This is a genomic window from Leekyejoonella antrihumi (assembly GCF_007845645.1).
Classification (GTDB): domain Bacteria; phylum Actinomycetota; class Actinomycetes; order Actinomycetales; family Dermatophilaceae; genus Leekyejoonella; species Leekyejoonella antrihumi.
Genome location: NZ_VCQV01000006.1, coordinates 49,687 through 75,737, shown reverse-complemented (window position 1 = coordinate 75,737; position 26,051 = coordinate 49,687). Strand labels below are relative to the sequence as shown.

Genomic DNA, 26,051 nt, shown 5'->3' with positions numbered 1-26,051 from the left:
GAGAGTGAGGATCGCGATGGTGACGGACACGCCTAGCGCCGTACGAATGCCAACCACCCGCAGCATCGGCACGGTCATCGTGGCGATGGCCCTGATCGAGGCGCTCAGCGGCATCACCCAGGGGTACATCAACCCGATTCTGCCGGCGTTGGGACCGGTCCTGAAGATCAACGACTCGACGATCAACGGCATCTTCCTGCTGTCCCAGGTCGGCTTCGCGGTGCTGACCCCGATCATCTCCAGAATGGGCGACTCCTTCGGCTATCGCCCGGTCCTTCGAGGAAGCATCCTGGTGGTCGCCGTCGGCGTATTCCTCATGGCCATGTTCCCCACGCTGTGGACCATCATGATCGGCGTCGTCCTGCTCACCAGCGTCGTCGGCTTCATCCCGCTGATGATGGGAATCCTGCGGACGGCCAGCCCCAGCCACATGCGCATCGGCGTCAGCTCGATGATCGCCATGCTGATGGTCACGGTCGGGACGGGAGGCCTCCTCGCCGGCGTCGTCGGGATGAACACGCCCACCAAGGGATTCTGGGTTGCTGTGCCGTTCGCCGTGGCAGCGCTCGTCCTGGTTGTTCTGATGCCCGACGTCGACACCCCCACCCACGAGCGACTGGCGATCGTCCCGCTGCTGGCCTGCTCACTGGGTCTGATCGGATTCGTCACTGCCATCTCGATGGGGCCCGACTGGGGATGGACCGACGTGCGCACCATCGGCTCGGGCCTACTGGGGCTCGCGCTGCTCGCGGTGTGGATCCGATGGGACTCGACCCAGCGCCGCACCTTCGTCAATCTCGCGATGTTCCAGATCCGACAGGTGCGCGTGATCTCCGGCGCGACGTTCTTCTTCGGGTTCGCGTCAATCAGCTACATCAGCTCCAATGCGATCTTCCTCTACTCGGACTCGAACAAGGCCGGCTACGGGTTCGGCCTCAGCTCGTTACAGATCGCCTCACTGTTTCTCATCGTGTCTCTGACGTCCTTCCTGGCGTCCATGCTGACCACCCGGCTGCTGCGACAGGTCGGCGAGCGCATCACCCTGGTCGGCGCGGGGCTGATGCTGTGCCTCGCCTTCGCCGCCATGGCGCTGCTGCACCAGTCCTTGCCTGGATATTGCGTGGGACTCGCACTCTTCGGCATCGGCCTCGGGATCTACCAGGCCTCTACTCGCGCCCTTGCCGTGGAAGGGGTGGAGCCCGCGCTCACCGCGACCGCAGCAGGCATCAACGAACTCGCGCTCTCGGTTGGGATCGCCGTGGGTGCTGCCGTCGTCAAGCTGCTCTCCTCCGCGTTCCTCTCGGGCGGGGACATCACGTCGCACGGCTTCGTCGCGATCTGGACGACGCTCGCTGCGGCCGCCCTGGTTGCCGCGCTGATCGCCACGCGTTATACCCGACCCGTCCTCGCCTCGACCGCCGAGGTGAGCGCGTGACGGGCATTGTCGGCGTGCCCTGCGACGTGCTGGAGCGGGTTGGCGCCCACCTCGAGGAGCATCGGCCGCTACTGGTCGGGCTGAGCCACGCCCTGCATGCCGACCCGGAGCTGGGTGGCGAGGAGGTTCGAGCGGCGCAGCGCATCTCTCGCCTTCTGGGTGATGCAGGCTTCGAACGAGAGGAGACGCCGACGGATCTGCCGACCTCGTTCTGCTATCGAATGGGCCGGTCGCCGATGGTCGTGACGGTCTGTGTCGAGTACGACGCGCTGCCGGGCATCGGGCATGCCTGCGGACACAATGTGAACGCCGCTGCAGCCATCGGCGCGGCACTGTCACTGGGCTCGCTCACGGACGAGCTGGACCTCAGCGTCAAGGTGCTCGGCACTCCTGCGGAGGAGACCTTTGGGGGCAAGGTCACGCTGATCAACAGTGGGCACTTCGACGACGCGGCTCTGGCCATGATGGCGCACGCATCGCACCACGACACCGTCGGCGGCCGCTCCTTGGCCCTGTGCATGTGGAATGTCACCTTCACGGGGACGGCATCGCATGCCGCTGCGGCACCCGAGCGTGGTGTCAACGCCCTGGATGCCCTGGTGATCGCCCAAACGGCCATCGGGCTTGCCCGACAACAGCTCCCACCGCAGTCCGTGGTCTCCACCATCACAACCGAAGGTGGTAGCGCGGTCAACGTGATCCCAGAACTGGCCAGAGCATCGATCGAGATGCGCTCGCCCTCCGTGGACGCCCTGCAGGTCATCCAGGCGCGGGTCCGCGCCTGTCTGCAGGCGGGTGCGATCGCCACCGGTTGCACCATGGACATCACGTCGGTCGGCAACGACTTCGCCGACCTTCGCCAGGACGCGACCCTGGCCACGTTCTACCGGGATGCCATGATCGCTCGTGGCCGCACGGTCGAGCTGTCGGATGCCGCGGTCGCCTCCACGGACATGGGCAACGTCTCGCACCTGGTGCCCACCATCCACCCGCTGCTCGGCTACGACGTCGCCGACGCGCGGCCGCACACGGCGGCCTTCGCGACCTACGGCACCTCCCAGTCAGCCGACGACGCGATACTAGACGGCGCCTTCGGCCTGGCGATGACGGCTGCCCGTGCGGCGGTGGACCCGGCCCAACGCGAACGGTTGGTCGATGGCGCGACGGTCCGATCACTCGCTCCGGTCGGCCGCTCCTCCAGCACCCGCATCTGATCGGGGACCCGGCTAAGACCGTAACGAGCCTAAGACGGTGGATGCGAGCAAAGATGCGGCATCTGCCCGATGTCTGCGACTACCTCAGGCGACGAGTCTGAATGACATCACCACAATTGTCATTGAGGAGTCACCATGAACCCGCTGACCACGCAGTACGTGCAAGCCCAGGTTGACTACCGGCGCGAACGGGTCGCCGAGGACATGGCCGCCGCCGGATGGAGCCGGGCCACCCGCTCCCTCGGTGCGCGCGTCCGGCAGATCACGCACCACGAGTCGCGCGAGGAACCCAGTATTCGGTGTGCAACGGCCCACTGATCCGGGGGATGATGGCGGGGTGCCCGCCCTGCCATCGCCCTCGCACCCGTTCATCGGGCGCGCCGAAGTGCTGGAAGCGCTCATCACTCGCGCGGTGAGCGGAGACTCGCCGTCCATCACACTTGTAGGAGGCGACGCCGGAGTCGGCAAGACACGCCTCCTGGCGGAGGTCATGCTGCGCGCCAATGCTGCCGGACGGGTGGTGGCCCTCGGCCACTGCCTCGACCTTGGGGAGAGCAGCGCACCCTACCTCCCCGTATCCGAGATCCTCCGGCGACTCGTGCAGGAAGGCAGCGCCGAGGCCGACAACGTCCGCGCAACGTGGCCGCTGCTCGCACCGCTGCTTCCGTCCGGGCCACGCTCCGGCCCCGTCGATGACACGGCCACGATGCAGGACCCGTCCGCCTTCTTCGCATCGGTCCACTCCTACCTGGAGCACATCGCCGACTCTGAGCGCCTGCTGGTCGTCATCGAGGATGCCCACTGGGCCGATCGATCGACCCGTGAGCTACTGACCTACCTCTTCACGATCGGATTTCGCGGCCCGGTCTCGCTGATCGCGTCCTACCGAAGCGACGACCTCTTCCGCAAGCATCCCCTGCGGCGCAACCTGGCCGAGTGGACCCGGCTACCGGCCGTGCACCGTATTGCGCTGGGCCCCCTCACCGACACCGAGGTCACCAATCTGCTGCAGACCCTCGCGCCCGACCTCGGATCGCTGCACATCGACCGCATCATCGCCCGCTCCGGCGGGAACCCCTTCTTCGCCGAGGAGCTCCTCGCGGTCGCCGGCCTGGACCAGACCGGCATACCCGACGAGCTGGCCGATCTGCTGCTCCTGCGCATCGATTCGCTCGACGAGAATGCGCGCACCGTCGTCCGTGCCGCATCGGCCGCTGGACAGTTCATCTCGCATGACCTCTTGCGCAGAGTCGTCGACCTCAGTGACACCGAGCTCGACCAGGCGCTCCGGTCCATTATCGAGCACCACATCTTCCACACCACGTCCTCGGGCGGCTACGCGTTCCGCCATGCACTGCTCGCGGAGGCCGTGGCAGACGACCTCCTCCCGGGCGAACGCGTCCGGCTACATCGTCGGTATGCCGAGGCATGGCAGCAGAGCTCGCACACAGGTGCAGCAGCGGCGCTGGCCGGTCATGCGCGCGCGGCCGGGATGAGTGACCTGGCACTCCGTGCCTCCATCGCCGCGGGCGACGAGGCGATGGCATCGTCCGGTCCGGCCGATGCGGCGCAGCACTACGAGAATGCGCTGGCCCTGCTGGCCGAGGCTCCTACCACCGATGCAGCGATCTCACCCGTGACGCTTGCGCTCCGCGCCGGCAGCGCGCTCATGACCGCGGGCGACCCGCACCGCGCTGCTGAGGTGCTGCGTGCGGCATATTCCGAGTCATCGGATGACATCTTTGAGCGGGCCAAGCTCGCGGCGCGGATCCTCGAAGCGGAGCTGATCGCGGACGTGCGCGATCTGTCACTCTCTGCTGTTGACAGATCAATCCGCGACCTCGAGAAGCACTCTCCCGACATGACACTCGCGTTTCTCCATGCCGTCCGGGCACGCGCGCTCCTGTCCGAGAGAGCGCTCGACCAGTCAGCACTCGCCGCGACCGAAGCCCTGCGGCTGGCCCGCGAGCTGGAGCTGCCGCGCGTGGTTGCCAACGCGACCACGACGCTGGCCCTCCTCGATGACTTTGCCGGTGACGCGGACGCATCCCGCGCGAGCCTGTCTGAGGTGGTCGAGCAGGCCCGAGCCACCGGCGACGTCGCGGCCGAAGTGCGCGCACTCCATCAGCTGGCGACTGTGCTCGCGCGAGCGGACAAGCCTGGTGAGGCAGCACGTGTCATGGCGGAGGCGGTCGACCGTGCTGTGGCTCAGCACTTCCCGACTGGTCCATTCGCGTTCGACGCTCGCATCCTGTCGGCCTACTACTCGATTCTCACCGGTGAATGGGACCAGGCCGACCGGCTGCTCGAGGTCGGCCCACTGCGCATCTCAGAGCTCTTGTCCGCTCTGGTGAGGTCCTGCCGAGCGACACTGCTGCATCACCGGGGCGGTTCTGCGGTCGCCCTCACCGAGGCACAGGCGTTGCAACCGATGTGGACGCGCGACATGTTCATCGCGGTTCACACCGGCTCGATCTGCATACTCGTGCATGGTGAACGCGGAGACCTCTCCGCGATGCTTCGGTCGTATGACGAGTTGGTGTCGGCGCTTCAGGCCTCGCTCCAGCTCAACGCCTTTGACGCACAGATCCGCTTGAGTGCGGAGATCATCGGCTTCCTCGCCACCGCAGTCCTCGCGCGGCAAGCACGGCCCGCTGACTACACCGCACGGGTCGCCGACCTGATGGGCGACGTCGAGCGCGTCATCGCGCTGCGGTCATCCTCACGATCGCTCGGTCTCGAGTCTCAGGCGTGGTTGTGCAGGGCGCGGGCCGAGCACGCACGTTTCGAGTGGCACGGCACAGCATCTCCTCCCACCGAGGCCCTGAACTGCACGCAGGAGGCCGTGCAGATCTTCGACACTCTGGGTCTGCGGTATGACGCAGCCCGGACTCGTGCGCGGCTTGCCGAGTTGCTTGCCGCTTCCGGACATCGTTCGCGGGCACGTGAGGTTGCCGCCGCGGCGCTGGCCGAGGCACGCTCCCTCGGCGCGCGCGGCCTGGTTGCCGCCCTCACCAGTCATCCTCGCGGCAACGGGTCCGGTGACACGACACAACTCACGCCGCGCGAGCGCGACGTCCTCGCTCTCCTGGTCGAGGGCCGCACCAATGGGCAGATTGCCGCCAAACTCTATATCAGCACGAAGACCGCAAGCGTGCATGTCTCCAACATTCTCGGCAAGCTCGGGGCGTCCACTCGCACCGAGGCAGCCGCGATCGCTGCACAGCGGGGTCTTCTGTAGCGCACCCGTCACCAGACCTCGATACGGCTCACCTACTCGACCAACGGTCCGTCGAGAAGACCCGCCTCCAACCGCTGATCGAGTATCGGGGTGAGGCGTTTCAACTGTTCAGTCGTGTTCGGATGTCGTTGCCGATGGCACGCATTCGCGTCATCACCGTCGCGCGGTCCGGGTCTTCACGCGCGCCCGGTGTCCAGTTGGCCACAGCGGCATACGCCACCGTCACACCGTCGCGTGTCACGAGGCCGGTGTCGCCACGTACACCGTCGTCGGTGCCGGTCTTGTTGACCAGTGACCACGGCAGCGGCTCGGTCAGGCCGATCTCGTTGTGTGCCAGCGGATCCAGGTCGAATGCCGAGGCAACCATCGACAGGTCGGTGCCCAGTGACAGCCACTGGGCCACCATCGGGTCGACGCGCCGCTCATGGATGGCAACCTGCATCCGCCACAGCGACTGCGCACTCGCCAGCGAAAGCGTCTCCGCAGCGCCTGGAGCCGTGGCGGTGTCGCGATGGGTCCGCACCTTGTCGAGCAGCTCCATCGGCGCCGCGCCGAGCCGATCGGCATACTCCTTCACCCGGTTCAGGCCCACCGTCCGCAGGACCGCGTTGGTAGCAAGGTTGTCGCTCACTGCACCGATCAGCCGGCACGCGTCGGCCAGGTCGAGTGTGTCCTGATCGAGCACATGCCACAGACCCGAGTCGCGGATGAAGTCTTCTTCCAGCCGCGTAATCGGCTGATCTGCGCGAAGGCTGCCGCGGGTGATGCAGTCGGCGACGTGCCCCAGCAGCAGCATCTTGCCGATCGACGCTGTGCGCAGGACGTCCGCTGGCGACTCGGAGATCCACGGGCTCCCGGCCGCTCCCACCGGCGCGACGAACACGCTCCACTGAACGGCCATCTCAGGCGACCTTCGGGAAGAGCCGACGCGAGCGCAGCGCCTCTTGCAGAACCGACAGCTGGTCGGTCATCGATCGGCGTACGCCCGCCGTCATGGTCTCGTGGGCGACGGCCTGATTCGCGGCCTGCACGGTCGAGGTCTCCACGAGAGTCAGGGGGAAACATGCCGTGGCAATCCTCGCGACCGCGAACTCACCAAGGTGGTCCGCAAGCGGTGGGATCTGCGTGAAGTACCGCTCCTGGTAGGGACGGACAACCTCGAGATCGGTGCTGCGGAAGAACGTGCTGGCGATCGCGAGCGCCTGATAGGCAGACAGTGTCGTGTCCGTGGTCAGCTGGCTCCACGCCCATGCCTTCGCCGATGGCACCGGGCGGTAGGCCTTTGCCGACAAGGCGGCGAGCACACCGGACATGGTGTTGTCCTGCTCCAGCTGCGCGTCGATCTGCGCGTCTCCGATGAGGTCGAGCGACGCAAGTCGCCGCGTCGCCGCCCACCGGAAGTCCTGGTCACCCTCGAGGACCGTCGGCAGGTCCTCGCCGGCCATCCACCGGCCCAGCCGGGCCTCGTCCGTGCTGGTCGACACGAGCAGACGGGCCGCCGGAATCACCGAGGTCGTCGCGGGATCCAGGCGATCGAGCATGCGTTGTGCGGCGCCACCGAGCGCGGCAACCGCATCATCCGACTCCTCTGGCGGCAGAAACAAGCCGGGTAGTGAGCTGCGCACCATGTCGGCAACGGTCGCGATGATGGACTGGTGGTCCTCGGTCGGCCATGCGGCGACAAAGACGTCCAGCACCGTGCGGGGGTCGACGGTGCCGTGTGCCATGCCACCGAGCAGCCCGGACCAGATGACCTGGCGAGCATCGTCGTCCCTGATCCCCGGGAGCTGGTCCGGCAGCTGGTCGAGCGTGCCATCGTCGAAGACGACGGTCGCCCAGGTGAGGTCCGAGACATTCGGAACCACGACCTTCGGCAACGTCTGCCCGACCAGCGAGTCGATCCGCTGCTCACTCGCGGATAGCTCGATCCGTTCGCGCCACACCGGTGCACCATCGGTGAACCCCGCTACCTCGAGCACGTGCGGTCGCTCCGCGGGGTACGGCTCGGGGGTGCGTCGAGTCAGCACCGCGGACACGATGTTGTCCTCCACGCTGCCGATGTCGAGGGCCAGCCTGTCCGCTCCGGGCGTGCCGAGCCAGGCGTGTGCCCACGTGTCGAGCGGGCGGCCACTGGACTTCTCCATCGACGCAAGGAACTGGGCAAACGTCGCATTGCCGTAGGCATGTGTCTCGAGATGGTCTCGCACTCCTGCCAGGAATGCCTCGTCCCCGACGTAGGCGACCAGCTGACGCAGTGCGGAGGCACCCTTTGCGTAGGATATCCCGTCAAAGTTCGCCAGGGCGGAATCCGAGTCCGGCGCAGGCGATCCGGCGACCGGGTGGGTGGATGGGGCCCGGTCCGCCGCATACCCCCAGTTCTTGCGCACGATGCCCATGTCGACCCAGGCCCCCGTGTATTCCGTCGCCTCCACACAGGTGCGGTGCGCCATGTACTCCGCGAAGGACTCGTTGAGCCACAGGTCGTCCCACCACTTCATGGTGACCAGGTCGCCGAACCACATGTGCGCCATCTCATGGGTGACGGTGTTGGCACGCGTCAGCAGCTCCTGCTGGCTCGCCCGCCCCCGGAAGATGTACTGGTCGCGCAACGTCACACAGCCTGGATTCTCCATCGCTCCGGCGTTGAACTCCGGCACGAAGAACTGGTGGTACTCACCCCAGGGATACCGGATCCCGAACAGGCCGTGGTAGTAGTCGAATCCCTGCTTCGTCACGCGGAAGAGGTCCTCGGCCTGCTCGATCAGCTGCCGCCCGAGAGATGCCCGCGCATGGATCCGCAGCGGGATGCCGTCGTGCTCATCGGCCACGGTTGCATACGGCCCAGCGCAGACCGTCATGTAGTAGGTCGCCATCGGCTTCGTCGTGGCCAGTGTCCACTCCCCCGGTGCTGTCTGCGTCGCGGCACCATTGCCCGCCACCATCCAGCCCTTCGGGGCGCGCACGCGCACGTCATAGGGTGCCTTCAGATCGGGTTGGTCGAAGCACGCGAAGATCTGCGGGCCGGCGTCCAGGAACGACATCCCATAGATGTAGGCCTTGCCGTCGGCGTTGTCGACGCTGCGGTGCAGTCCCTGCCCGTCGCGGCCGTAGCTCATGGTGGCGCGCACGACGACGGTGTTGTCAGCGGCCAGATCCGCAAGTGTGAGGCGCTCATCGGAGACCCGAGCGGGATCGATGCTGCTGCCGTTCATCGTGATCGACTCGACTGCACTCGCCTTCACGTCCAAGAAGGTTGAGCCGCCCGGCGTCCGACTGGTGAAGGTGATGGTGCTGACGGACTCGAAGGTGTCCGGTCCCCGATCGAGATCCAGCGCGATGTCGTATGCGGTGACGTCGATCAGTGACGAGCGCTGCTGCGCCTCACTTCGCTGCAAAATGGCCATGAGCACACTTTGCCAGGTCAGCTTGCCGTCGAAGCGACCGGCGCTCGCCACCACGCAAGGTAGGTGATCTTGGGGGGCGAAACACAGCCAGAGCCACCGGAAGTGGCCGGTAGCGGCGATCAGAACCATGAGCCTCAGGATGTGCCACCGGCAGTTCGGTGTGGTCAGCACGTAGCGCCCGCCGTCGGCGTAGCGCTCCTCACGCAGGTACTCGAGCAGGTGTCCCGGAAGCAGCACCGCCGCAGCGCGGCCGAGCTTGCCGCTCGCAGCACCGCTCCGATCAGCGCTTGCCGGGGTGCTTGACCATATCCTCCAGCCGGGCGATCCGCTCGGCCGTCGGAGGGTGGGTGGAGAACATCCGTGACACGTCCTGCGCCCGGAACGGGTTGGCGATCATCATGTGACTGGCATTGACCACCTTCGGCTCCGGCGCAAGCGGCGCCTTGGCCACCCCGGCCTCGAGCTTGCGCAGCGCGGACGCAAGCGCCAGCGGGTCGCCGGTGAGCTTCGACCCGTCCTCGTCCGCGTCGAACTCACGGGTCCGGCTGATCGCCATCTGGATCATGCTGGCCGCCAGCGGCGCGAGAAACGCCATCGCCAGCATGGCGATCGGGTTCGGCCGGTCATCCTCGTTGCCACCGCCAAAACCACCGAACATTCCGGTGAACATCAGCATCTGCCCGACCGAGGTGATGATGCCGGCCAGCGCCGCGGCGACCGAGGAGGTCAGGATGTCGCGGTTGTAGACGTGCATCAGCTCATGGCCGAGGACGGCTCGCAGCTCACGCTCGTCGATGAGGCCGAGGATGCCCTCGGTGCAGCAGACGGCCGCGTGCGAGGGGCTGCGCCCCGTCGCGAACGCGTTCGGTGCCTGGGTCGGCGAGATGAACAGCCCCGGCATCGGCTTGCCGGCCTTCGTCGACAACTCCCGCACAATGCGGTACATCGCCGGCGCCTGCGCCTCACTGACGGGGTAGGCCTTCATGGCGCGGATCGCGAGCTTGTCGCTGTTCCAGTAGCCGTAGGCGGTCGTACCGACGCCGATCAGCGCGAAGATCCAGATGAACCGTCCACCGGCCACCAGGGCGCCGATCGCCAGGAGGATGACCCAGATGCCGGCAAACAGCGCCGTCGTCTTGAGCCCGTTGAAGTGCCTGTGCATACCCGAGGAACGCGTACCGATCACGTGTTGTTCCGGAGGTAAGGGTCATCCGCCCACGATGCTGAGCAGCAGCTGCGGGGCGAAGCTGGTCACCACGAGGCCCGCGAGTCCGGCCAGCACCAGACCGGTGTGCACCGGGTGGATCCGCCCCCGCGCGACCGGCTCCTGGCGTTCACCAAGAATGATCCGCAGCCAGCGCAGGTAGACCGCCACGCCCAGCATGGCGTTGAGGGCCGCGACGACTGCGAGCACCCAGAGCCGGTTTCCGGCGACCGGCGACAGGGCCAGCACCTTCGCGACGAGGCCGACCACGCCCGGGGGCAGGCCAGCGAGCACCAGGAGGGCCAGGCCGAGTGCCGCGCCCAGCACCGGCCGTCGACGCAGCAGCCCTCCGAAGGACCGCAGTCGCGTTGCCGCGCCGCGGCCGTCCGCGTGCGCGATGGCCGTGACCACTGCAAAGGCCACCAGCGTCGCGAGCGAGTAGACCACCAGGTATCCCGCGGCCGAGCGCAACGACGTGGAGGAGACGGTCGCAAGTGGCAGCACCACCCAGCCCGCTTGCGCGACGGTCGACCAGGCGAGGAAGCGCAGCGTCGACTGCTCACGCAGCGCCATGACGTTGCCCAGTGTCATCGACACCGCCGCCAACACACCCAGGACCCCGAGCACCGGGTTCCCGAGGACGTTCATCGAGCGCACCATCACCAGCAGTGCCGCGAGCGCGGCCACCTTGGAGGTCACCACCAGATAGGCGCCGATCGGGGTCGACGCGCCGCCTACGGCCTCGGGGGTCCAGGAGTGGAACGGTGCCAGCGACAGCTTGAACGCAAGTCCCGCGATGATGAACATCATCGCGAGCACCAGGATGCGGTGCGAGTCGGGTGTCTTTGCGGCCTGCAGAAGTCCGCCACCGTTGAGCAGCCCGCCACCCGTCGCGGCGAACCACATGGCGGCGCCCATCGCGAGGATCGCGAAGGAGACCAAGGACACGGTCAGCAGGGACAGCGCCCCATCGATCGCCGCGCGTCGGGCCCGCAGCGCAACCAGGACGACCGTGGGCAGGGTCGCGACCTCGAGCATCACCAGCCAGGACCCCAGGTCGCCGGCCGCCGCGACTCCGGAGGCTCCCGCGGCGGCCGTCAGGACCAGCGCGCCCAGCACCGGCGCCCGTTCTCCGGGGACCTTGATGGGGAACGCCAACAGGGCCACGACGGCCGCCGACACCAGGGCCGCCAGCTGCAGCCCCACACCTACGTGATCGACCAGGTAGAGGCAGTCCTTGTTCGGCAGACACAGCGTGCGCCGTGGACTGTCGGCACCGGGCAGCGCGAGCGGGACCGCGAAGGCCGCCCCGGCCAGCAGGATGATCGCGGCCAGGATCCAGTGCAGCCTGCCGAGGCGTGGCAGGCACAGGTCGATCACCAGCAGCAGCACGGCGCCGAGCGCCGGAACCGCGACCGGTGCGAGCAGCGCCCAGTTGTAGGTCACGCTCATCGAGTGACCCCCGCGAAGATTCGCGCCACGGCGGCGTCCGTCGTATGCAGCACGGGCACCGGGTCGACGCCGATCGCCACGACTGCAGCGACCAGAATGCCGACGACGATCCACTCGGGCCCGTGCGCGTCGGCGAATCGCTGCACGGTTGTCGCAGGTGAATTCGCGGCGGGCAGCGGTTCGCCGGCGTGCGCGGGGTGGACATGGTTGGCCTTGTCGGCGCCTCCGACCCACACCAGTCGAAGCACGCGCAGGGAGTAGCCCGCGGCGAGGACCGTGCCGACCGCGGCCGCGGCCGCCAGCCCCTTGAACCAACCGCCGGGCTGATCGTCGGCCGCGCCCCATGCGGAGAACATTGCCAGCACCTCACCCCAGAAGCCGGCGAGGCCGGGCAGCCCAAGGGATGCGGCAAACCCTACGACGAGGGCAAATCCGAGACGTGGACTGACATCGCGCAACGCGTCACGCACCACGTGCAGATCGTCGCCTCCCCAACGTTGCTTGAGCCCGCCGACCACGGTGAACAGCAGCGCGGAGATGACGCCGTGGGCGATGTTGCCGAACAGCGCCGCCTGGAGCCCGAGCGCGGTGCCGCTGGCAATCCCGAGCATGACGAAGCCCATGTGCGCCACCGAAGACCAGGCGATCAGTCGCTTGAGGCTGCGTTCGACCAGGCACACCAGCCCGCCCCACAGGATGCCGACAACCGCCAGCGTGCCGACCACCGGCGCCAGTCGCGCCATGCCCAGCGGCAGCGGTGCGACGACCAGGCGGACGATGCCGTAGGTGCCCATCTTCAGCAGCACGGCGGCAAGCAGGACCGACCCGGCGGTCGGCGCGACGGTGTGCGCCCGTGGGAGCCACGAGTGCAGCGGCCACATCGGCACCTTGATCGCCAGCCCGATCAGCAGGACCGCGGCGATCGCCGTCTGGGTGCCCTGGGACAGGTGGGTGCCATGGCCGAGCGCGACCAGGTCGGAGGTGCCGCTCGCGAAGACCAGCGCAAGGATGCCCACCAGCATCAGCGTTGAGCCGAGCACGGTGTAGAGAATGAACATTGCTGCGGCTCGGGCACGCTCGGCCGGCTGGTGCGGGTCTCCGAACCGATGGATCAGCACCCACATCGGCACGAGCACCAGCTCGAACGCGAGGAAGAACGAGATCGCGTCCTGCGCGAGGAAGGTCGCCAGCGCGCCTCCGGTCACCAGCAGCAGACAGCCGAAGTAGGTGCCGGGCGTCCCACCGCCCGGCTGCTCATGGCGACCGTGCAGCACGACGAGGAAACCGAGGACAGCGGTCAGCACGAGCAGCGGGGCGCTGATGCCGTCCACCGAGAGGTGTAGACGCATCCCGATTGCGGGCACCCACTGGACGTTGAGCACGGGACGGGCAAACACGGCGTACCCGGTCGCCAGCGCCCCGATGACGGCGGCGCACAGCGCGATGGCGTAGGTCGTGTGCCGGCCGGGCACGCGAGACGCACGATCACCGGCGATCAGCGCGATGCCGGCCAGGATCGGCACGAGTGGTGCAATCAACAGGCTGGCTACCACAGGGCCACCCCCAGCACGCCGACAACGACCAGGCCGGTGGTCAGGGCGAGCAGACCGGTCGTCGGTCGCCGGTTGTGTGCGGCCAGGCCGCGCAGACTCAGTGACCAGGCATCCGAGGCCAGATCGCGCACCCCGCGATCCAGCAGGTCGTCGAGCGCCGCGACGGATCTGGCCAGGGCGAGCACCGGGCGGCCGACGAGGTTGACGTAGGCCGTGTCGGCACCGAACCCGCGCAGGCCGCTGTTGCGCACGGCCTGTGGCACGCGCGCAGCGGCGTCCCCGAAGATCGTGCCGAGCGACATCACCCGCACCAGCAGAGCGACCGCCGCCATGAGCAGCAGGGTCGCGGCGATCAGCCAGCCGTTGACGTTCGACCAGTCGACGTCGATCACGGGTGCGAGGGCCAGCCCGCCCCCGACGACCGAGAGCAGAGTCAGCGTGGCGAGCCCCCATCGTGCGCTCCGGCCCGGCCGGGGTGGCCGGCGAGCGGCCTCCGCCTCCTCCACCTCGAGCTCGTCCACCGCCGCCTCGGGCCCCGGCTCGACGGGACGGATCTCATGTCCGCGCGCGTCGACCGGGGCGGAGGTCTCGAGCATCTCCAGGATGCCGACCTCCTGGACCGCGTGCGAGTCCTCGATCGTCTGGGCTGCCTGACGCCGTTCGGCGATGGTGCGGTGGTCGAGGATCAGCCAGGCCCGCATGCAGTAGGCCGCGGTCAACGCCACCATGACCACGATGGCCACGAACCCGATGCGGGCGACGCCGTCGCCGGCTGCCCCTCGGTGGGCTGCCTCGTCGACGATCAGGTCCTTGGACACGAACCCGGACAGAGGTGGCACCCCGGCCAGCGCGAGCAGGCCCACGGCCATCATGGTGTCCGCGGAAGGGTGCCGCCGCAGCGCTCCGGACATCCGTGGGACGACGGTGCCGCCGACGAGCACGGACAGCCACCCGATCGCCAGGAAGAGCAGTGCCTTGAACATCGCGTGGGACAGCAGGTGCATGATCGCCAGATCGGGGGTCGCGCCCGGCGGCAGGATCGACAGCGCAAGCAGCATCAGGCCGACCTGGGACACCGTCGACCAGGCGAGAAGCCGCTTGAGGTCGTTCTGCAAGAAGGCCAGCACACCGGCCAGCACTGTCGAGATCGAGGCCACGACGACCAGCACGTAGCGGGCCGGATCGGACTGCTCCAGCAGCGGCACGATCCGCGAGAGGACCACGGTGCCGGCGGCGACCATCGTGGCAGCGTGGATGAGTGCCGACGCCGGGGTGGGGCCCTCCATGGCGTCGGGCAGCCAGTCCTGGAAGGGGACCTGGGCGGACTTGCCGGCGACCCCGCAGATCACGCAGATCAGTGCGGCGGACAGTGCGGTCGCATGCCCAGGAGTGCTCCAGTGCGCGATGATCGCGGGGATCGACGTGCTGTGCGCTCCGACCGCGAGCGCGATCAGCCCGATGAAGAACGGCGCGTCGGCGAATCGCGTGACCAGGAACGCCTTGTAGGCCGCGCGCCGGGCCTTCTCCCGGTCCGACTCGTGACCGATCAGCAGATAGGAGCACCAGCCCATCAGCTCCCAGCCGACGATGATGAGCAGCACGTCGCCGGACAGCACGACCAGCTGCATCGCGGCGGTGAACAGTCCGACGGTGGCGGCGAAGACGCGGTAGCGCGGATCGTCCGCGAGATACCAGCGGGTGAACAGTTGGATCACCAATGACACGAGGGCGACCGCGGTCGCCACGATCACGGTGAGCGCGTCGATCTGCAGATGCAGCGGCATCGCGAAGGATCCGCCGGTCGGCAGGGCACCGATCGTGCGTGGAGACGGTGCGGCATCGCCGGTCATCTGCTGGCTCAGCAGCCAGACCGCACTGAGCAGACCGAGCAGGCCACCCAGCGCGGCGATGGCGTAGGCCGCCCGGCGGCTGCGTCGCACGAGCAGCAGGGTCAGCACCCCGACTGCTGCTGGGAAGGCAACGACCAGGAGGCTCGGCTGGATCGACCCGGTGGTGATCATTCGGGGCCCCCGCAAAGTAGCGAGCGCAGCGAGTGACTTTGTGGGGTGATCATTCGGGGCCCCCGCAAAGTAGCGAGCGCAGCGAGTGACTTTGTGGGGTGATCATTCGGGGCCCCCGCAAAGTAGCGAGCGCAGCGAGTGACTTTGTGGGGTGATCACTCGTCCTCCCCCGCGCGAGCCATGTCGATGTCACCGCGGGCGCGGAAGACCGCCACCACCACGGCGAGCGCCACACTGATCTCCGCCGCGGCGATGGTGATCAGGAAGATGGTGAGCACCTGGCCGCCGCGCATCGGGTCGTGCATGGTCGTTCCAGCGGTGACGAACAGCAGGCCCGCGGCGGACAGCATCAGCTCGACGCCGATCAGCACGAGGACGGCATTGCGGCGGGCAACCACCCCGTAGAGGCCGATCCCGAAGAGGGCGGCGACCAGCGCCAGCGGCAGCGACAGGTGGATCACGACCCCTCACCACTCTCGGTCCGTGCGATGGCGGCGTTCGGCAGTCGGGACACCGCCAGGGCTCCGACCAGGGCGGCCACCAGCAGCAGTGACAGCATCTCGAAGGGCCAGACCCAGGTGCCGAACAGCTGGACGCTCAGGGTGTGGGTGCTGCCGGCCGACACCCTCACCGCGTTATTGCCCAGACCACTGATCAGCACGGCCGCGAGCAGCGCCGTCGTGGCGGCGCACAGCACCATCGAGGCGGCGCGCTGGGCCAAGCTGGTGTCGTGCTCATGACTCCTGCCGATCGGTGCACGGGTCAGCATCAGGGCGAACAGCACGAGCACGACAATTGCGCCCACGTAGATCAGTAGGTTCACCAGAGCGACCAGCTCGGCTCCGAGCACCAGGTAGCACCCGGAAAGCGCGACGAGGGCGACCATCAGCCACAGGGCGGCATGGACCAGGTGCTTGGTGGTGACCGAGAGCAGCGCGCTGGCCGCGCAGATCACTCCGACGATCGTGAAGAAGACGTCATGCGTCGTCACTGGGCCCCCGGATCCGTCGCGGGCGGCGGCGGGACCGTGGCCATCCACTCCCCCAGTCGGTCCTTCTCGTGCAGCATGTCGCGAATGTCCGTCTCGGCATACTCGAACTCGGGGCTCCAGAAGAGCGCATCGAAGGGGCAGACCTCGATGCAGATGCCGCAGTACATGCACAGGCTGAAGTCGATGGCGAACCGGTCGAGGACGTTCTGCTGCCGGTCGCGGCCGCCCTCGGGCCCGGCCGGGATCGTCTCCTTGTGGGAGTCGATGTAGATGCACCAGTCGGGGCACTCGCGGGCACAGAGCATGCAGGAGGTGCAGTTCTCGGCAAGCAGCGCGATCACGCCACGCGAGCGCGGGGGCAGCTCCGGCTTGACGTCCGGGTACTCCTGGGTGTGGGCGTGCGAGGTCATCGTCCGGGCCGTGGTCGCCATGCCCTTCACCAGACCCGGAACGAGGCCGTGCTTGTGCTGGTCGGGCCGTGACATCGCGTTCCGTTCGCTCGAGCTTTGCTCCGCAGGTGGAACCGTATCGTCCCTGGCTGGTCAGACCTAGCACCGGCTCGGCGCTGCCGACACGTATGCCGACCACTTCCGGCCGACCGGGCCCGAGCTGCCCGTCGAACTGGCAACGGCCGGTTCCGCTCCCAGGTCGACTCCCTGACGGCTCTGCCGTTCCCGGGGAGGTCCTTCGACGGCCGGGCTACGCCGCGTCGAGATCGCAATTTTCCGCCCCATTCCAGGGGTTTGGGGCGTGATATTGCGATCTCGACGCGGGTTGACGATCAGTTGTTCTTGTTCCAGAACTGATGCGTGAGGCCGCTGGGCGAGACGACGGTCTCGACGGTGAAACGGCCCTCGATGCCGCGGAGGCCCTCCCATAGGCGCACGCCGCGGCCGAGCGTGATCGGCACGATGGCCAGGTGCATGAAGTCGACCAGATCGGCCTGAAGGAACTGGCGCAGGGTCGAGGGCCCTCCGCCGATTCGGACGTCCAGATCACCGGCGGCCCGCTGCGCCAGGTCGAGGACCTCCTGCGGCGTCCCGTCGACAAAGTGGAAGCTGGTCCCGTCCGAGAACTCCATCGTGGCCTGTGGATGGTGGCTCATGACGAAGACCGGGGTGTGAAACGGTGGCTCCTCGCCCCACCAGCCGCGCCACCCATCGTCGGGCCAGTCGCCGGTCTGCGGACCGAACTTGCGCCGCCCCATGATCTCGGCGCCGATGCCCTGGCCCCACATACTGGTCAGGGCACGATCCAGCGTGATCGGGTCGTCCGCCTGGTCGACCCCATGGATTGCCCTGCCGTCGAACCAGTCGAAGAGTCGGTCGGCACCGCCGATCGGGGCATCGAACGTCACCTGCTCGCCCGCGGCGTAGCCGTCGAGCGAGATGAGCATGTTGTGGACTCGGGTGCGGGGCATGGCCACTCCTCAAAGTGATTGCACGGGACAACCAGTCGCTTCAGGATATCGAGCCTCGTGCCGCGTGGTGTCAGCTTCGACGGCCCGGTCAGGCCGTCAGCACGACGCCGACGGCGGTGATCGCCAGCTGCAACAGCGCCAGCGGCACCAGCCCGAGCCAGGCCACCCGTTGCAGCTGGTCCTCGCGCAGTCTCGGCCAGGACACCCGCATCCAGATGATGATCAGCGCGAAGAGGAAGCCCTTGAGCAGCGTCCACAACCAGCCGAGGTACCCGTCGAACGGGCCGGTCCAGCCGCCGAGGTAGAGCACAGCCAGCAGCAGGGACATGACGACGATCCCGGCATACTCCGCCAGCAGGAAGAACGCGAACCGCAGGCCGGTGTACTCCGTGTACGGCCCCATGACGACCTCGGAGTCGGCCACCGGCGCGTCGAACGGCACCCGCTGAAGCTCGGCCGTCGCGGCGACCAGGAAGACGATCGCGCCGGGCAGCTGCCACAGCAGCCACCACGGCGTCCAGGCGTGCGCGATGCCGACCAGCGACAGCGAACCGGCCGCGATCGCGAACGACGCGCAGGACAGGATCAGCGGCAGCTCGTATGACAGGAGCTGAGCGGCGCTGCGCATCGCACCGATGAGCGCGTACTTGTTGCCGCTGGACCAGCCGGCCATCAGGGTGCCCACGGTGCCGATGCCGGTGACGGCGATCGCCCAGATCAGCCCGTCGTCGACGTTGGCGCCGAAGACGTGCGCGTCCAGCGGGATGACCGCGAGCGCCAGCAGGTAGGCCACGATGCCGAGGGCCGGTGCCAGTCGGAAGACCCGTTTGTCGGCGGCGATCGGGACGATGTCCTCCTTCTGGGCGAACTTCACGCCGTCGGCCACCAGCTGGGCCCAGCCGTGGAACCCACCCGGATACATCGGCCCCAGCCGCCCCTGCATGTGTGCCATCACCTTGTGCTCGGTCTGCCCGACGACCAGGGGCAGCACCAGAAACGCCGCGAGCACGCACACCGCGCGCAGCACGACCTCGACGACGTCGTGGCTCATCGGGGTCCCCAGCTCTCCGGAGGGACACCGGGCGGCAGCAGCTTGCGCCGCGGGCGCGCCGGCCGGCCGGCCTTCTTCGCCGCGCCGACGTGCGAGTCTGATGGGTCCTTTGCGCCCGGCCACGGTTTGCTCGCGCGCGCGGCGAGCATGAACGACTTGCGCAGCGGGGTGCCCTCGAATCCGTCCGGCAGCAGCAGCGGCCGCATCCCCAGGCCGGTGCGGTCATCGAACTCCTCGAAGTCGATGCCGAACATCTCGTGGGTCTCCCGCTCGTGCCAGGCGGCGCCACGCCATACCGCGGTGAGGCTGCGGACCGGCTGCCCATCGGGCACCCGCGTGCTGGCCAGCACCTCGCGCACCCCGTCCGCCTCGTAGGCGTAGAGGTGGGCCACGACGTCGAATCCGGGATCCTCGTCCTGATCGGTCTGGTCCACCGCGCTCAAGAAGTCGAAGAAGGTGAAGCCCTCGTCGTGCAGTCTGGTCAGGGTGTCCAGCCACTCGTCCGGGGCGCACCGGGTGCGCGGCACCAGCGGCTCATCGGTCATTCGGCATTGTCCTGCAGGCCATCCGACGGAGGCTGGACGAGCGGACGGCTGACCTGCGCCGCGACCGACGACCGACCTACCGCAGATCCGAGACGCTCCCGCAGACTGGCGCCCCGCACCTGCTCCGCGGCGATCTTCTCCTGCAGCTTGAGGATGCCCTGCAGCAGCGCCTCCGGGCGCGGCGGGCAGCCCGGCACGTAGACATCGACCGGGATGATCTGGTCGACGCCCTTGGTGACGCAGTAGGAGTCCCAGTACGGCCCGCCCGAGTTGGAGCACGCACCAAAGGAGATGACGTACTTCGGCTCCGGCATCTGGTCGTAGAGTCGACGCACGGCGGGCGCCATCTTGTCGGTCACGGTGCCCGACACGACCATGAGATCGGCCTGCCGCGGACCGGGCGCGAACGGGATGACGCCCAGTCGGATGAAGTCGTGCCGTGCCATTGACGTGGCGATGAACTCGATGGCGCAGCAGGCGAGCCCGAAGTTGAAGACCCACAAGGAGTAGCGACGGCCCCAGTTGAGCACCAGTCGCATCGGCTTGGGTGCCGCAGCCTGCATCGGCCCGACCTTGGGCATGGGGAGACTGGTGGTCATCGCGGACTCTCACTCCTGCTCGCGGAGGCGGTGCCCACCCAGGTGAGCAGACCGCGACGCGCCGCGTGCGCCAGGCCTACGACCAGGGCCGCGACAAAGATCCCCATTTCGACCAGGCTGGCGACGCCCAGGTGCGCATCACGCAGCACCAGTGCCCACGGAAAGAGATAGACGGCGTCGACGGCGAACACCACGTAAAGGAAGGCGTAGGCGAGGTACCGCACCTGGGTCTGCGCCCATCCACCGGTCACCGGATCCACACCGGACTCGTAGGTCGTCAGCTTCGCGCGGGTCGGCGCACGAGGTGCGAGCATCCGCCGCCCGAGCATCGCGACGACAAAGAGCAGCGCCCCGGCGAGCAGCACGCCCGCGAGCACCACATAGCCCGTCAGTCCAGATCCCACGAGAGCAGCCTAACGAGGTACGCGCCCGAACACCTGGTCGCACTCGCCGTACGCCGTGGAAACGGCGTAAGGAATGACATCGCCCCGTGCTGTCGCCCTGCGCGCTTAGGGTGAAAAACGAGCGATGCAGGCCAACCACGACCTCGCATCGGATGGGAGGCCACTCATGTTCTGGGCGATCGTTCTAGCAGTGCTGGTCGTTGTCCTGGCGTTCTGCGCGGCAATCGACAGGCGTCGGCGGCGGCGCGGGATGAAGACGGCCATCGAGGACGGCTCCGGCCTGAACGGCCCGGGCGCTCACGGCGCATATGCCGCGGGCCTGCGTGAGGGCATCCGCGGACAGTCGAACGGCTTCGGCAACCACTAGGCCGCACTCCGCCGGCCGATGCGATCAGTGGTCGCGCCGACCGAGCCGGGCGAGGTAGTCGTTGTAGCTCTGCAGATCGCTGTGTGAACCGGTCCGCTCCGCACGATCCTCGGTGCGGTCGAAGCGCCGACCCTCGCGGTCGCTGCTGCGTGACCAGAGCACCGCGATCGCGAGCACGACCAGCAGGGTGGGTATCTCGCTGAATCCCCACGCGATGGCCCCACCGACCTTCTGGTCGTACATCACACTGATGTGCCATGCCATCGGCGGGTGGGCGAAGTAGGTGGCGATGATGGTGTTGCCCAGCATCACCGCGATGCCGAAGAACGCGTGGAACGGTGCGGTGATGAACAGCTCGATGATCCGCAGGACCGGCGGCTGCTGGTGCGGGCTGGGGTCGACGGCCAGGATGGGCCAGAAGAGCAGCAGACCGACCGCGACGAAGTGGATCATCATCACCTCGTGGCCGACGAACCCGCTCATCATCCAGTCGAAGATCGGGGTGAAGTAGAGCCCGTAGAGGCTGAAGAGGAAGACCGGGATGCTGAACAACGGTGAGCTGATCACCGTGGCGAACCGGCTGTGCAGGACTCGCAGCAGCGCCCGTCGCGGCGCGCCCGCCCGCCCGTGAGTGTTGGGCATGGCGCGCAGGGCGAGCGTGATCGGCGCGCCCATCAGCAGCGGGATCGGGGCAAGCATGCTGAGGACCATGTGCTGCACCATGTGCACGCTGAACAGCTGCATCCCGTAGCCGCCGATACCCGTGGCGGTGACCAGCACGATGAGGGCGAGCCCGACCAGGAAGCTGAGGGTGCGGCCCACCGGCCAGCGGGTGCCGCGGCGGTGCAACCGCCAGACCCCCCAGCCATACAGCAGCAGACCGGCCAGGCACAGCAGCGGCATGACGGGCACCGGTTGTGGATGCCACTCCAACAGACGACCCAGACTCATGGGAAGCGTCGGATGCCACATGGGGCCACCCATGTGCTGGCCCATGCCCGACCCGTTCGGGCTCATGGCCACCTCACCCGCCCCAGGGCGATCTGCACACAACGCACAGTCTTACTCTGGCACGCCTTCCTGGATGCCTCCCGTCGGCCCGTGTCTGCCCACCGGACCCGCTCGGGGAAGAACCGACCGGCGGCGTACGTTTGAACCAGTCGAACTGTGAGAAATAGGGAGCCGCGGCAGTATGAGCACGTCGATCCACACGCTGGACAAGGTCGTCATCCGATTCGCCGGTGACTCCGGCGACGGTATGCAGCTCACCGGCGACCGGTTCACCTCCGAGACGGCGCTTCTCGGCAACGACCTGTCGACGCTACCCAACTTCCCCGCGGAGATCCGTGCGCCCCAGGGCACGCTGCCGGGGGTCTCCAGCTTCCAGCTGCACTTCGCCGACCACGACGTCCTGACTCCCGGCGATGCACCGGACGTGTTGGTGGCCATGAACCCGGCGGCCCTGCGGGCCAACCTTGGCGACCTGCCCCGCGGTGCCACGATCATCGTCAACGGTGACGAGTTCTCCAAGCGCAACCTGGCCAAGGCGGGGTATGCCGCGAACCCCATCGAGGACGACTCGCTCGAGTCGTGGCACGTGCACAGCCTCCCGCTGACCTCGATCACCGTCGAGGCGCTGACCTCCTTCGATCTGACCCGCAAGGACAAGGAGCGCGCGAAGAACATGTTCGCGCTCGGTCTGCTGCTGTGGATGTACACGAGGCCGCTGGTCGGCACCGAGTCCTTCTTGAAGACCAAGTTCTCCGACCAGCCGGAAATCCTGGCCGCGAACCTGAAGGCGCTGCATGCGGGCCACGCGTATGGCGAGACGACAGAAGCGTTCTCGGTGCAGTATTCGGTGGCTCCGGCCCCGATGCCGGAAGGCACCTACCGCAACATCACCGGCAACCTGGCCATGGCCTACGGGATGGTGGCTGCCGCCCACCGCGCTCACCTCCCGCTGGTGCTCGGCAGCTATCCGATCACGCCGGCCTCTGACCTGCTGCACACGCTGTCGAGGATGAAGCGCTTCGGTGTCACGACGATCCAGGCGGAGGACGAGATCGCCGCGATCGGCTCCGCGCTCGGGGCCGCCTTCGGCGGTGCGCTCGGCGCGACGACCACCAGCGGCCCGGGGCTGGCACTCAAGTCGGAGACGATCGGCCTCGGGGTCTCGCTCGAGCTGCCGCTGCTGATCATCGACGTGCAGCGCGGCGGCCCCTCCACGGGGCTGCCGACGAAGACCGAGCAGGCCGACCTGCTGCAGGCGATGTTCGGCCGCAACGGTGAGTCACCGGTCGCGGTCGTCGCCCCGTCGACACCGTCCGACTGCTTCGCCATCGCACTGGAGGCCGTGCGCATCGCCACGACGTACCGCACCCCGGTGATCGTGCTCTCCGACGGCTATCTGGCCAACGGCTCCGAGCCGTGGCGGCTGCCGGCAGTCGACGACCTGCCGGACCTGAGCGTCGAATACGCCACCGAGCCCAATGACCAGGACGAGCAAGGCAATCCGGTCTTCCATCCCTACAAGCGGGACCTCGACACGCTCGCCCGCCCATGGGCGGTGCCAGGCACCGCGGGCCTGGAGCACCGGGTAGGCGGTCTGGAGAAGGCCGACGTCACCGGCAACATCAGCTATGACCCGGCCAACCACGACCGGATGGTGCGGTTGCGCGCCGACAAGATCGCCGGCATCGCCCAGTCCATACCGGATCTCACCGTTGACGACCCTTCCGGCGAGGCCAGGCTCCTGCTGCTCGGCTGGGGGTCCACCTACGGGCCCTGCGCTGCAGCGGCGCGGCTCGTGCGTGCCACCGGCGCGCGGGTCGCGCACGCGCACCTGCGTCACCTCAACCCGTTCCCGCGCAACCTCGGCGAGGTGCTGCGCAGCTACGACCGCGTCATGCTGCCCGAGATGAACCTCGGCCAGCTCGCCATGCTGCTGCGCTCGCGATACCTGGTCGACGTGCAGAGTCACACCGCCGTTCGCGGGACGCCCTTCACCGGCGCCGAGCTCGCCGGCGCGATCACCGAGCACCTGAAAGAGGTGGACCCACAGTGACTGTCGACATCGGGATGCCGTCCCGTGGCACCGACGGAGTGCCGACCCTGGCCGAGGGCGAGAAGCTGTCCAAGCGCGACTTCACCTCCGATCAGGAGGTGCGCTGGTGCCCGGGCTGCGGCGACTACGTCATCCTGGCCGCAATCCAGAGCTTCCTGCCCGAGCTCGGCCTCAAGCGCGAGAACATCGTCTGCATCTCGGGCATCGGCTGCTCCAGCCGGTTCCCGTACTACCTGGACACCTATGGCATGCACTCGATCCACGGCCGGGCGCCCGCGATCGCGACCGGCCTTGCCACGTCACGCCCGGACTTGTCGGTCTGGGTGATCACCGGCGACGGCGACGCGCTGTCGATCGGCGGCAACCACCTGATCCATGCGCTGCGCCGCAACGTCAACCTGACCATCCTGCTGTTCAACAACAAGATCTACGGGCTGACCAAGGGGCAGTACTCCCCCACGTCCGAGGTCGGCAAGATCACCAAGTCGACACCGCTCGGTTCGGTCGACCGCCCCTTCAACCCGGTCTCGCTTGCGCTCGGCGCCGAAGGCACGTTCGTCGCACGCACCATGGACTCCGACCCCAAGCACCTGAAGTCGATCCTGCGGGCTGCCGCGGCCCACCGCGGCACGGCACTGGTCGAGATCTATCAGAACTGCCCGATCTTCAATGACGGCGCATTCGAGATCCTCAAGGACCGCGATGAGCGGGCCGGTCGCATCCTGCATTTGACCGATGGCGCGCCGCTGCGCATCGGCGAGGGTGAGCACGCCCGGGTCGTCGTGCGCACCGATGCCGGCAACCTCGCGGTCGTCGCGGAGTCGGAGGCGGACCCCGCGCGGATCGTCGTGCACGACGCCGCGGCGGACGACCCGTCGCAGGCCTTCGCCCTCTCCCGTCTGGACGACCCGGCCTTCACCCAGGTGCCGATGGGCATCTTCCGGAATGTCGAGCGGCCGACGTATGACGACCTGGTGCGTTCTCAGCTCGCCGCCGCCGCGCCGGACGGGCCGGCGAGTGATGCGGACCTGGCCGCGCTGCTGCGCGGCAACGACGCGTGGGATGTCGCCGACAGCCTCGGCCGTAGCAGCCTGAAGTGATCCACCCCGAATGAGCATGGGCCTACTCACGCGAAGCGGCACCTCGGGGCAGACCGAGGTCAGCAAGGGCGCGACCTACGGCTTCGCCGCCTACGTGATCTGGGGTGCCTTCCCGCTCTACTTCCACGCGCTCGAACCGTCGGGTGCGTGGGAGGTCCTGGTCCACCGGATCCTGTGGACCTTCGTCGTCTGTGTGATCGTGCTCGCCTATCTGCGCAAGATGGCGTTCGCCCGCGACCTGCTGCACAACCCACGGCGACTGGCCGCGGTCACCATTGCCAGTCTGATGATCGCCACGAATTGGACGATCTACGTGGAGGCCGTGGTCACCGGACACGTCGTCGAGGCCTCCCTGGGATACTTTCTGAACCCGCTGGTCACGGTCGCCCTAGGCGTGGTGGTACTGCGCGAACGCCTGCGCCGGCTGCAGTGGATAGCCGTCGGGGTCGGCATCGTCGCGTGCATCTACCTGGCGATCGACTACGGCCACCTCCCGTGGATCTCGGTCTGTCTGGCTCTGTCCTTCGCGTCCTACGGGTTCATGAAGAATCGCATCGGCGGGTCGATGACTCCGCTGGAAAGCCTCGCCTCGGAGACCGCGGTTCTCACCCCGGTGGCGGTGGTCGTGCTCGTCGCCCTGACGGTGACCGGCCACACCACCTTCACCACCGACGGCACCGGCCATGCACTGTTGCTCATGAGCTCCGGCGTGGCCACGGCGATCCCGTTGCTGCTGTTTGCCGCTGCAGCACGTCGCGTGCCACTGGTGACCATCGGTCTGCTGCAGTTCATCACGCCGGTGCTGCAGCTGCTGTGCGGTGTCCTGCTGCTCGACGAGCACCTCAACACCGCGCGGTGGATCGGCTTCGGGATCGTCTGGGTTGCCTTGGCGCTGCTCAGCCTCGACTCGCTGCGGGCAGGCACCCGCAGTCGGCGGCAGCGACGACTCCTGGAAGTCGAGCTCGCGGCCGAAGACTGCCACTAGC

At 67.9% G+C, this 26,051-nt stretch carries 23 protein-coding genes; 8 read left to right on the top strand and 15 right to left on the bottom strand.

Annotated features, from left to right (window positions below; all coding sequences use genetic code 11):
• Positions 1-46: 46 nt before the first annotated feature.
• The 4 genes from FGL98_RS06190 (at position 47) to FGL98_RS06180 (ending at position 5,890) form a co-directional block, all read left to right on the top strand.
• Entirely contained in the window at positions 47-1,435 is a 1,389-nt protein-coding gene (locus FGL98_RS06190) for an MFS transporter (RefSeq protein ID WP_186526010.1), read from the top strand.
• Positions 1,432-2,649 carry an amidohydrolase gene (locus FGL98_RS06185; protein WP_146315860.1) on the top strand — a complete coding sequence of 406 codons (1,218 nt, stop codon included), beginning with the start codon at positions 1,432-1,434 and terminating at the stop codon, positions 2,647-2,649. The genes FGL98_RS06190 and FGL98_RS06185 overlap by 4 nt, the downstream gene beginning before the upstream one ends.
• Before the next feature lie 135 nt (positions 2,650-2,784).
• The gene (locus tag FGL98_RS25290) at positions 2,785-2,967 is read left to right on the top strand and encodes a hypothetical protein (RefSeq protein ID WP_186526009.1); all 183 of its coding nucleotides are present in this window, start codon (positions 2,785-2,787) and stop codon (positions 2,965-2,967) included.
• A gap of 19 nt (positions 2,968-2,986) precedes the next feature.
• Positions 2,987-5,890, top strand: coding sequence for a helix-turn-helix transcriptional regulator (locus FGL98_RS06180; RefSeq protein WP_186526008.1), 2,904 nt, complete (start codon positions 2,987-2,989; stop codon positions 5,888-5,890).
• 100 nt (positions 5,891-5,990) lie between these two features.
• Here the strand turns inward: FGL98_RS06180 and FGL98_RS06175 are convergent, their stop codons facing one another.
• The 14 genes from FGL98_RS06175 to FGL98_RS06110 form a co-directional block, all read right to left on the bottom strand.
• Complete coding sequence (locus FGL98_RS06175) at positions 5,991-6,791, bottom strand: serine hydrolase (protein WP_146315858.1); 801 nt, start codon at positions 6,789-6,791, stop codon at positions 5,991-5,993.
• 1 nt (position 6,792) lies between these two features.
• Positions 6,793-9,531: an aminopeptidase N gene (pepN, locus tag FGL98_RS06170; RefSeq protein ID WP_342779949.1), complete on the bottom strand. Its 2,739-nt coding sequence runs from the start codon at positions 9,529-9,531 to the stop codon at positions 6,793-6,795.
• 43 nt (positions 9,532-9,574) lie between these two features.
• Entirely contained in the window at positions 9,575-10,456 is an 882-nt protein-coding gene (gene htpX, locus FGL98_RS06165) for a zinc metalloprotease HtpX (protein WP_146315970.1), read from the bottom strand.
• A gap of 45 nt (positions 10,457-10,501) precedes the next feature.
• The gene (locus FGL98_RS06160; RefSeq protein ID WP_146315857.1) at positions 10,502-11,950 is read right to left on the bottom strand and encodes an NADH-quinone oxidoreductase subunit N; all 1,449 of its coding nucleotides are present in this window, start codon (positions 11,948-11,950) and stop codon (positions 10,502-10,504) included.
• Positions 11,947-13,488: a complex I subunit 4 family protein gene (locus FGL98_RS06155; RefSeq protein ID WP_186526021.1), complete on the bottom strand. Its 1,542-nt coding sequence runs from the start codon at positions 13,486-13,488 to the stop codon at positions 11,947-11,949. Before FGL98_RS06155 ends, FGL98_RS06160 begins: the two co-directional genes overlap by 4 nt.
• Before the next feature lie 8 nt (positions 13,489-13,496).
• Positions 13,497-15,524, bottom strand: coding sequence for an NADH-quinone oxidoreductase subunit 5 family protein (locus tag FGL98_RS06150; RefSeq protein ID WP_146315855.1), 2,028 nt, complete (start codon positions 15,522-15,524; stop codon positions 13,497-13,499).
• A 155-nt stretch (positions 15,525-15,679) separates the two neighbouring features.
• Positions 15,680-15,985: an NADH-quinone oxidoreductase subunit NuoK gene (gene nuoK, locus FGL98_RS06145; protein ID WP_146315854.1), complete on the bottom strand. Its 306-nt coding sequence runs from the start codon at positions 15,983-15,985 to the stop codon at positions 15,680-15,682.
• Positions 15,982-16,515, bottom strand: a complete 534-nt coding sequence (locus FGL98_RS06140; RefSeq protein WP_146315853.1) for an NADH-quinone oxidoreductase subunit J family protein — start codon at positions 16,513-16,515, stop codon at positions 15,982-15,984. The genes nuoK and FGL98_RS06140 overlap by 4 nt, the downstream gene beginning before the upstream one ends.
• On the bottom strand, positions 16,512-17,000 hold the full coding sequence (locus FGL98_RS06135; protein WP_146315852.1) for a NuoI/complex I 23 kDa subunit family protein: 489 nt from the start codon (positions 16,998-17,000) through the stop codon (positions 16,512-16,514). The genes FGL98_RS06140 and FGL98_RS06135 overlap by 4 nt, the downstream gene beginning before the upstream one ends.
• 296 nt (positions 17,001-17,296) lie before the next feature.
• On the bottom strand, positions 17,297-17,935 hold the full coding sequence (locus FGL98_RS06130) for a dihydrofolate reductase family protein (RefSeq protein WP_146315851.1): 639 nt from the start codon (positions 17,933-17,935) through the stop codon (positions 17,297-17,299).
• Positions 17,936-18,023: 88 nt separating this feature from the next.
• On the bottom strand, positions 18,024-18,986 hold the full coding sequence (locus FGL98_RS06125) for a complex I subunit 1/NuoH family protein (RefSeq protein WP_146315850.1): 963 nt from the start codon (positions 18,984-18,986) through the stop codon (positions 18,024-18,026).
• Positions 18,983-19,531: an NADH-quinone oxidoreductase subunit C gene (locus FGL98_RS06120; RefSeq protein ID WP_146315849.1), complete on the bottom strand. Its 549-nt coding sequence runs from the start codon at positions 19,529-19,531 to the stop codon at positions 18,983-18,985. The genes FGL98_RS06125 and FGL98_RS06120 overlap by 4 nt, the downstream gene beginning before the upstream one ends.
• Positions 19,528-20,130 (bottom strand): NADH-quinone oxidoreductase subunit B, encoded by a 603-nt coding sequence (locus tag FGL98_RS06115; RefSeq protein ID WP_146315848.1) that lies wholly within the window; start codon positions 20,128-20,130, stop codon positions 19,528-19,530. Before FGL98_RS06115 ends, FGL98_RS06120 begins: the two co-directional genes overlap by 4 nt.
• Positions 20,127-20,522: an NADH-quinone oxidoreductase subunit A gene (locus tag FGL98_RS06110; RefSeq protein ID WP_146315969.1), complete on the bottom strand. Its 396-nt coding sequence runs from the start codon at positions 20,520-20,522 to the stop codon at positions 20,127-20,129. The genes FGL98_RS06115 and FGL98_RS06110 overlap by 4 nt, the downstream gene beginning before the upstream one ends.
• 178 nt (positions 20,523-20,700) lie before the next feature.
• Between FGL98_RS06110 and FGL98_RS06105 the strand changes: the two genes are divergently transcribed.
• Positions 20,701-20,901 carry a hypothetical protein gene (locus FGL98_RS06105; RefSeq protein WP_146315847.1) on the top strand — a complete coding sequence of 67 codons (201 nt, stop codon included), beginning with the start codon at positions 20,701-20,703 and terminating at the stop codon, positions 20,899-20,901.
• A 24-nt stretch (positions 20,902-20,925) separates the two neighbouring features.
• On the opposite strand, the gene FGL98_RS06100 is transcribed toward FGL98_RS06105, so the two are convergent.
• Positions 20,926-21,918 (bottom strand): cytochrome c oxidase assembly protein, encoded by a 993-nt coding sequence (locus tag FGL98_RS06100; RefSeq protein ID WP_222432035.1) that lies wholly within the window; start codon positions 21,916-21,918, stop codon positions 20,926-20,928.
• A gap of 175 nt (positions 21,919-22,093) precedes the next feature.
• Between FGL98_RS06100 and FGL98_RS06095 the strand changes: the two genes are divergently transcribed.
• From FGL98_RS06095 to rarD, 3 genes are read left to right on the top strand one after another with little or no spacing between them, the layout of a single operon-like run.
• The gene (locus FGL98_RS06095) at positions 22,094-23,965 is read left to right on the top strand and encodes a 2-oxoacid:acceptor oxidoreductase subunit alpha (RefSeq protein WP_146315846.1); all 1,872 of its coding nucleotides are present in this window, start codon (positions 22,094-22,096) and stop codon (positions 23,963-23,965) included.
• Complete coding sequence (locus FGL98_RS06090) at positions 23,962-25,065, top strand: 2-oxoacid:ferredoxin oxidoreductase subunit beta (RefSeq protein WP_146315845.1); 1,104 nt, start codon at positions 23,962-23,964, stop codon at positions 25,063-25,065. The genes FGL98_RS06095 and FGL98_RS06090 overlap by 4 nt, the downstream gene beginning before the upstream one ends.
• Before the next feature lie 10 nt (positions 25,066-25,075).
• Positions 25,076-26,050, top strand: a complete 975-nt coding sequence (gene rarD, locus FGL98_RS06085; RefSeq protein WP_246136397.1) for an EamA family transporter RarD — start codon at positions 25,076-25,078, stop codon at positions 26,048-26,050.
• Position 26,051 lies beyond the last annotated feature (1 nt).

What these genes read in the sequence shown, in the direction of transcription:
- FGL98_RS06190 (WP_186526010.1), top strand. Translation starts at nt 47, where the DNA reads ATGCCAACCACCCGCAGCATCGGCACGGTCATCGTGGCGATGGCCCTG.
- FGL98_RS25290 (WP_186526009.1), top strand. Translation starts at nt 2,785, where the DNA reads ATGAACCCGCTGACCACGCAGTACGTGCAAGCCCAGGTTGACTACCGG.
- FGL98_RS06175 (WP_146315858.1), bottom strand. Translation starts at nt 6,791, where the DNA reads ATGGCCGTTCAGTGGAGCGTGTTCGTCGCGCCGGTGGGAGCGGCCGGG.
- htpX (WP_146315970.1), bottom strand. Translation starts at nt 10,456, where the DNA reads ATGCACAGGCACTTCAACGGGCTCAAGACGACGGCGCTGTTTGCCGGC.
- FGL98_RS06160 (WP_146315857.1), bottom strand. Translation starts at nt 11,950, where the DNA reads ATGAGCGTGACCTACAACTGGGCGCTGCTCGCACCGGTCGCGGTTCCG.
- FGL98_RS06150 (WP_146315855.1), bottom strand. Translation starts at nt 15,524, where the DNA reads ATGATCACCACCGGGTCGATCCAGCCGAGCCTCCTGGTCGTTGCCTTC.
- FGL98_RS06135 (WP_146315852.1), bottom strand. Translation starts at nt 17,000, where the DNA reads ATGTCACGGCCCGACCAGCACAAGCACGGCCTCGTTCCGGGTCTGGTG.
- FGL98_RS06130 (WP_146315851.1), bottom strand. Translation starts at nt 17,935, where the DNA reads ATGCCCCGCACCCGAGTCCACAACATGCTCATCTCGCTCGACGGCTAC.
- FGL98_RS06125 (WP_146315850.1), bottom strand. Translation starts at nt 18,986, where the DNA reads ATGAGCCACGACGTCGTCGAGGTCGTGCTGCGCGCGGTGTGCGTGCTC.
- FGL98_RS06120 (WP_146315849.1), bottom strand. Translation starts at nt 19,531, where the DNA reads ATGACCGATGAGCCGCTGGTGCCGCGCACCCGGTGCGCCCCGGACGAG.
- FGL98_RS06115 (WP_146315848.1), bottom strand. Translation starts at nt 20,130, where the DNA reads ATGACCACCAGTCTCCCCATGCCCAAGGTCGGGCCGATGCAGGCTGCG.
- FGL98_RS06105 (WP_146315847.1), top strand. Translation starts at nt 20,701, where the DNA reads ATGTTCTGGGCGATCGTTCTAGCAGTGCTGGTCGTTGTCCTGGCGTTC.
- FGL98_RS06100 (WP_222432035.1), bottom strand. Translation starts at nt 21,918, where the DNA reads ATGAGCCCGAACGGGTCGGGCATGGGCCAGCACATGGGTGGCCCCATG.
- FGL98_RS06095 (WP_146315846.1), top strand. Translation starts at nt 22,094, where the DNA reads ATGAGCACGTCGATCCACACGCTGGACAAGGTCGTCATCCGATTCGCC.
- rarD (WP_246136397.1), top strand. Translation starts at nt 25,076, where the DNA reads ATGAGCATGGGCCTACTCACGCGAAGCGGCACCTCGGGGCAGACCGAG.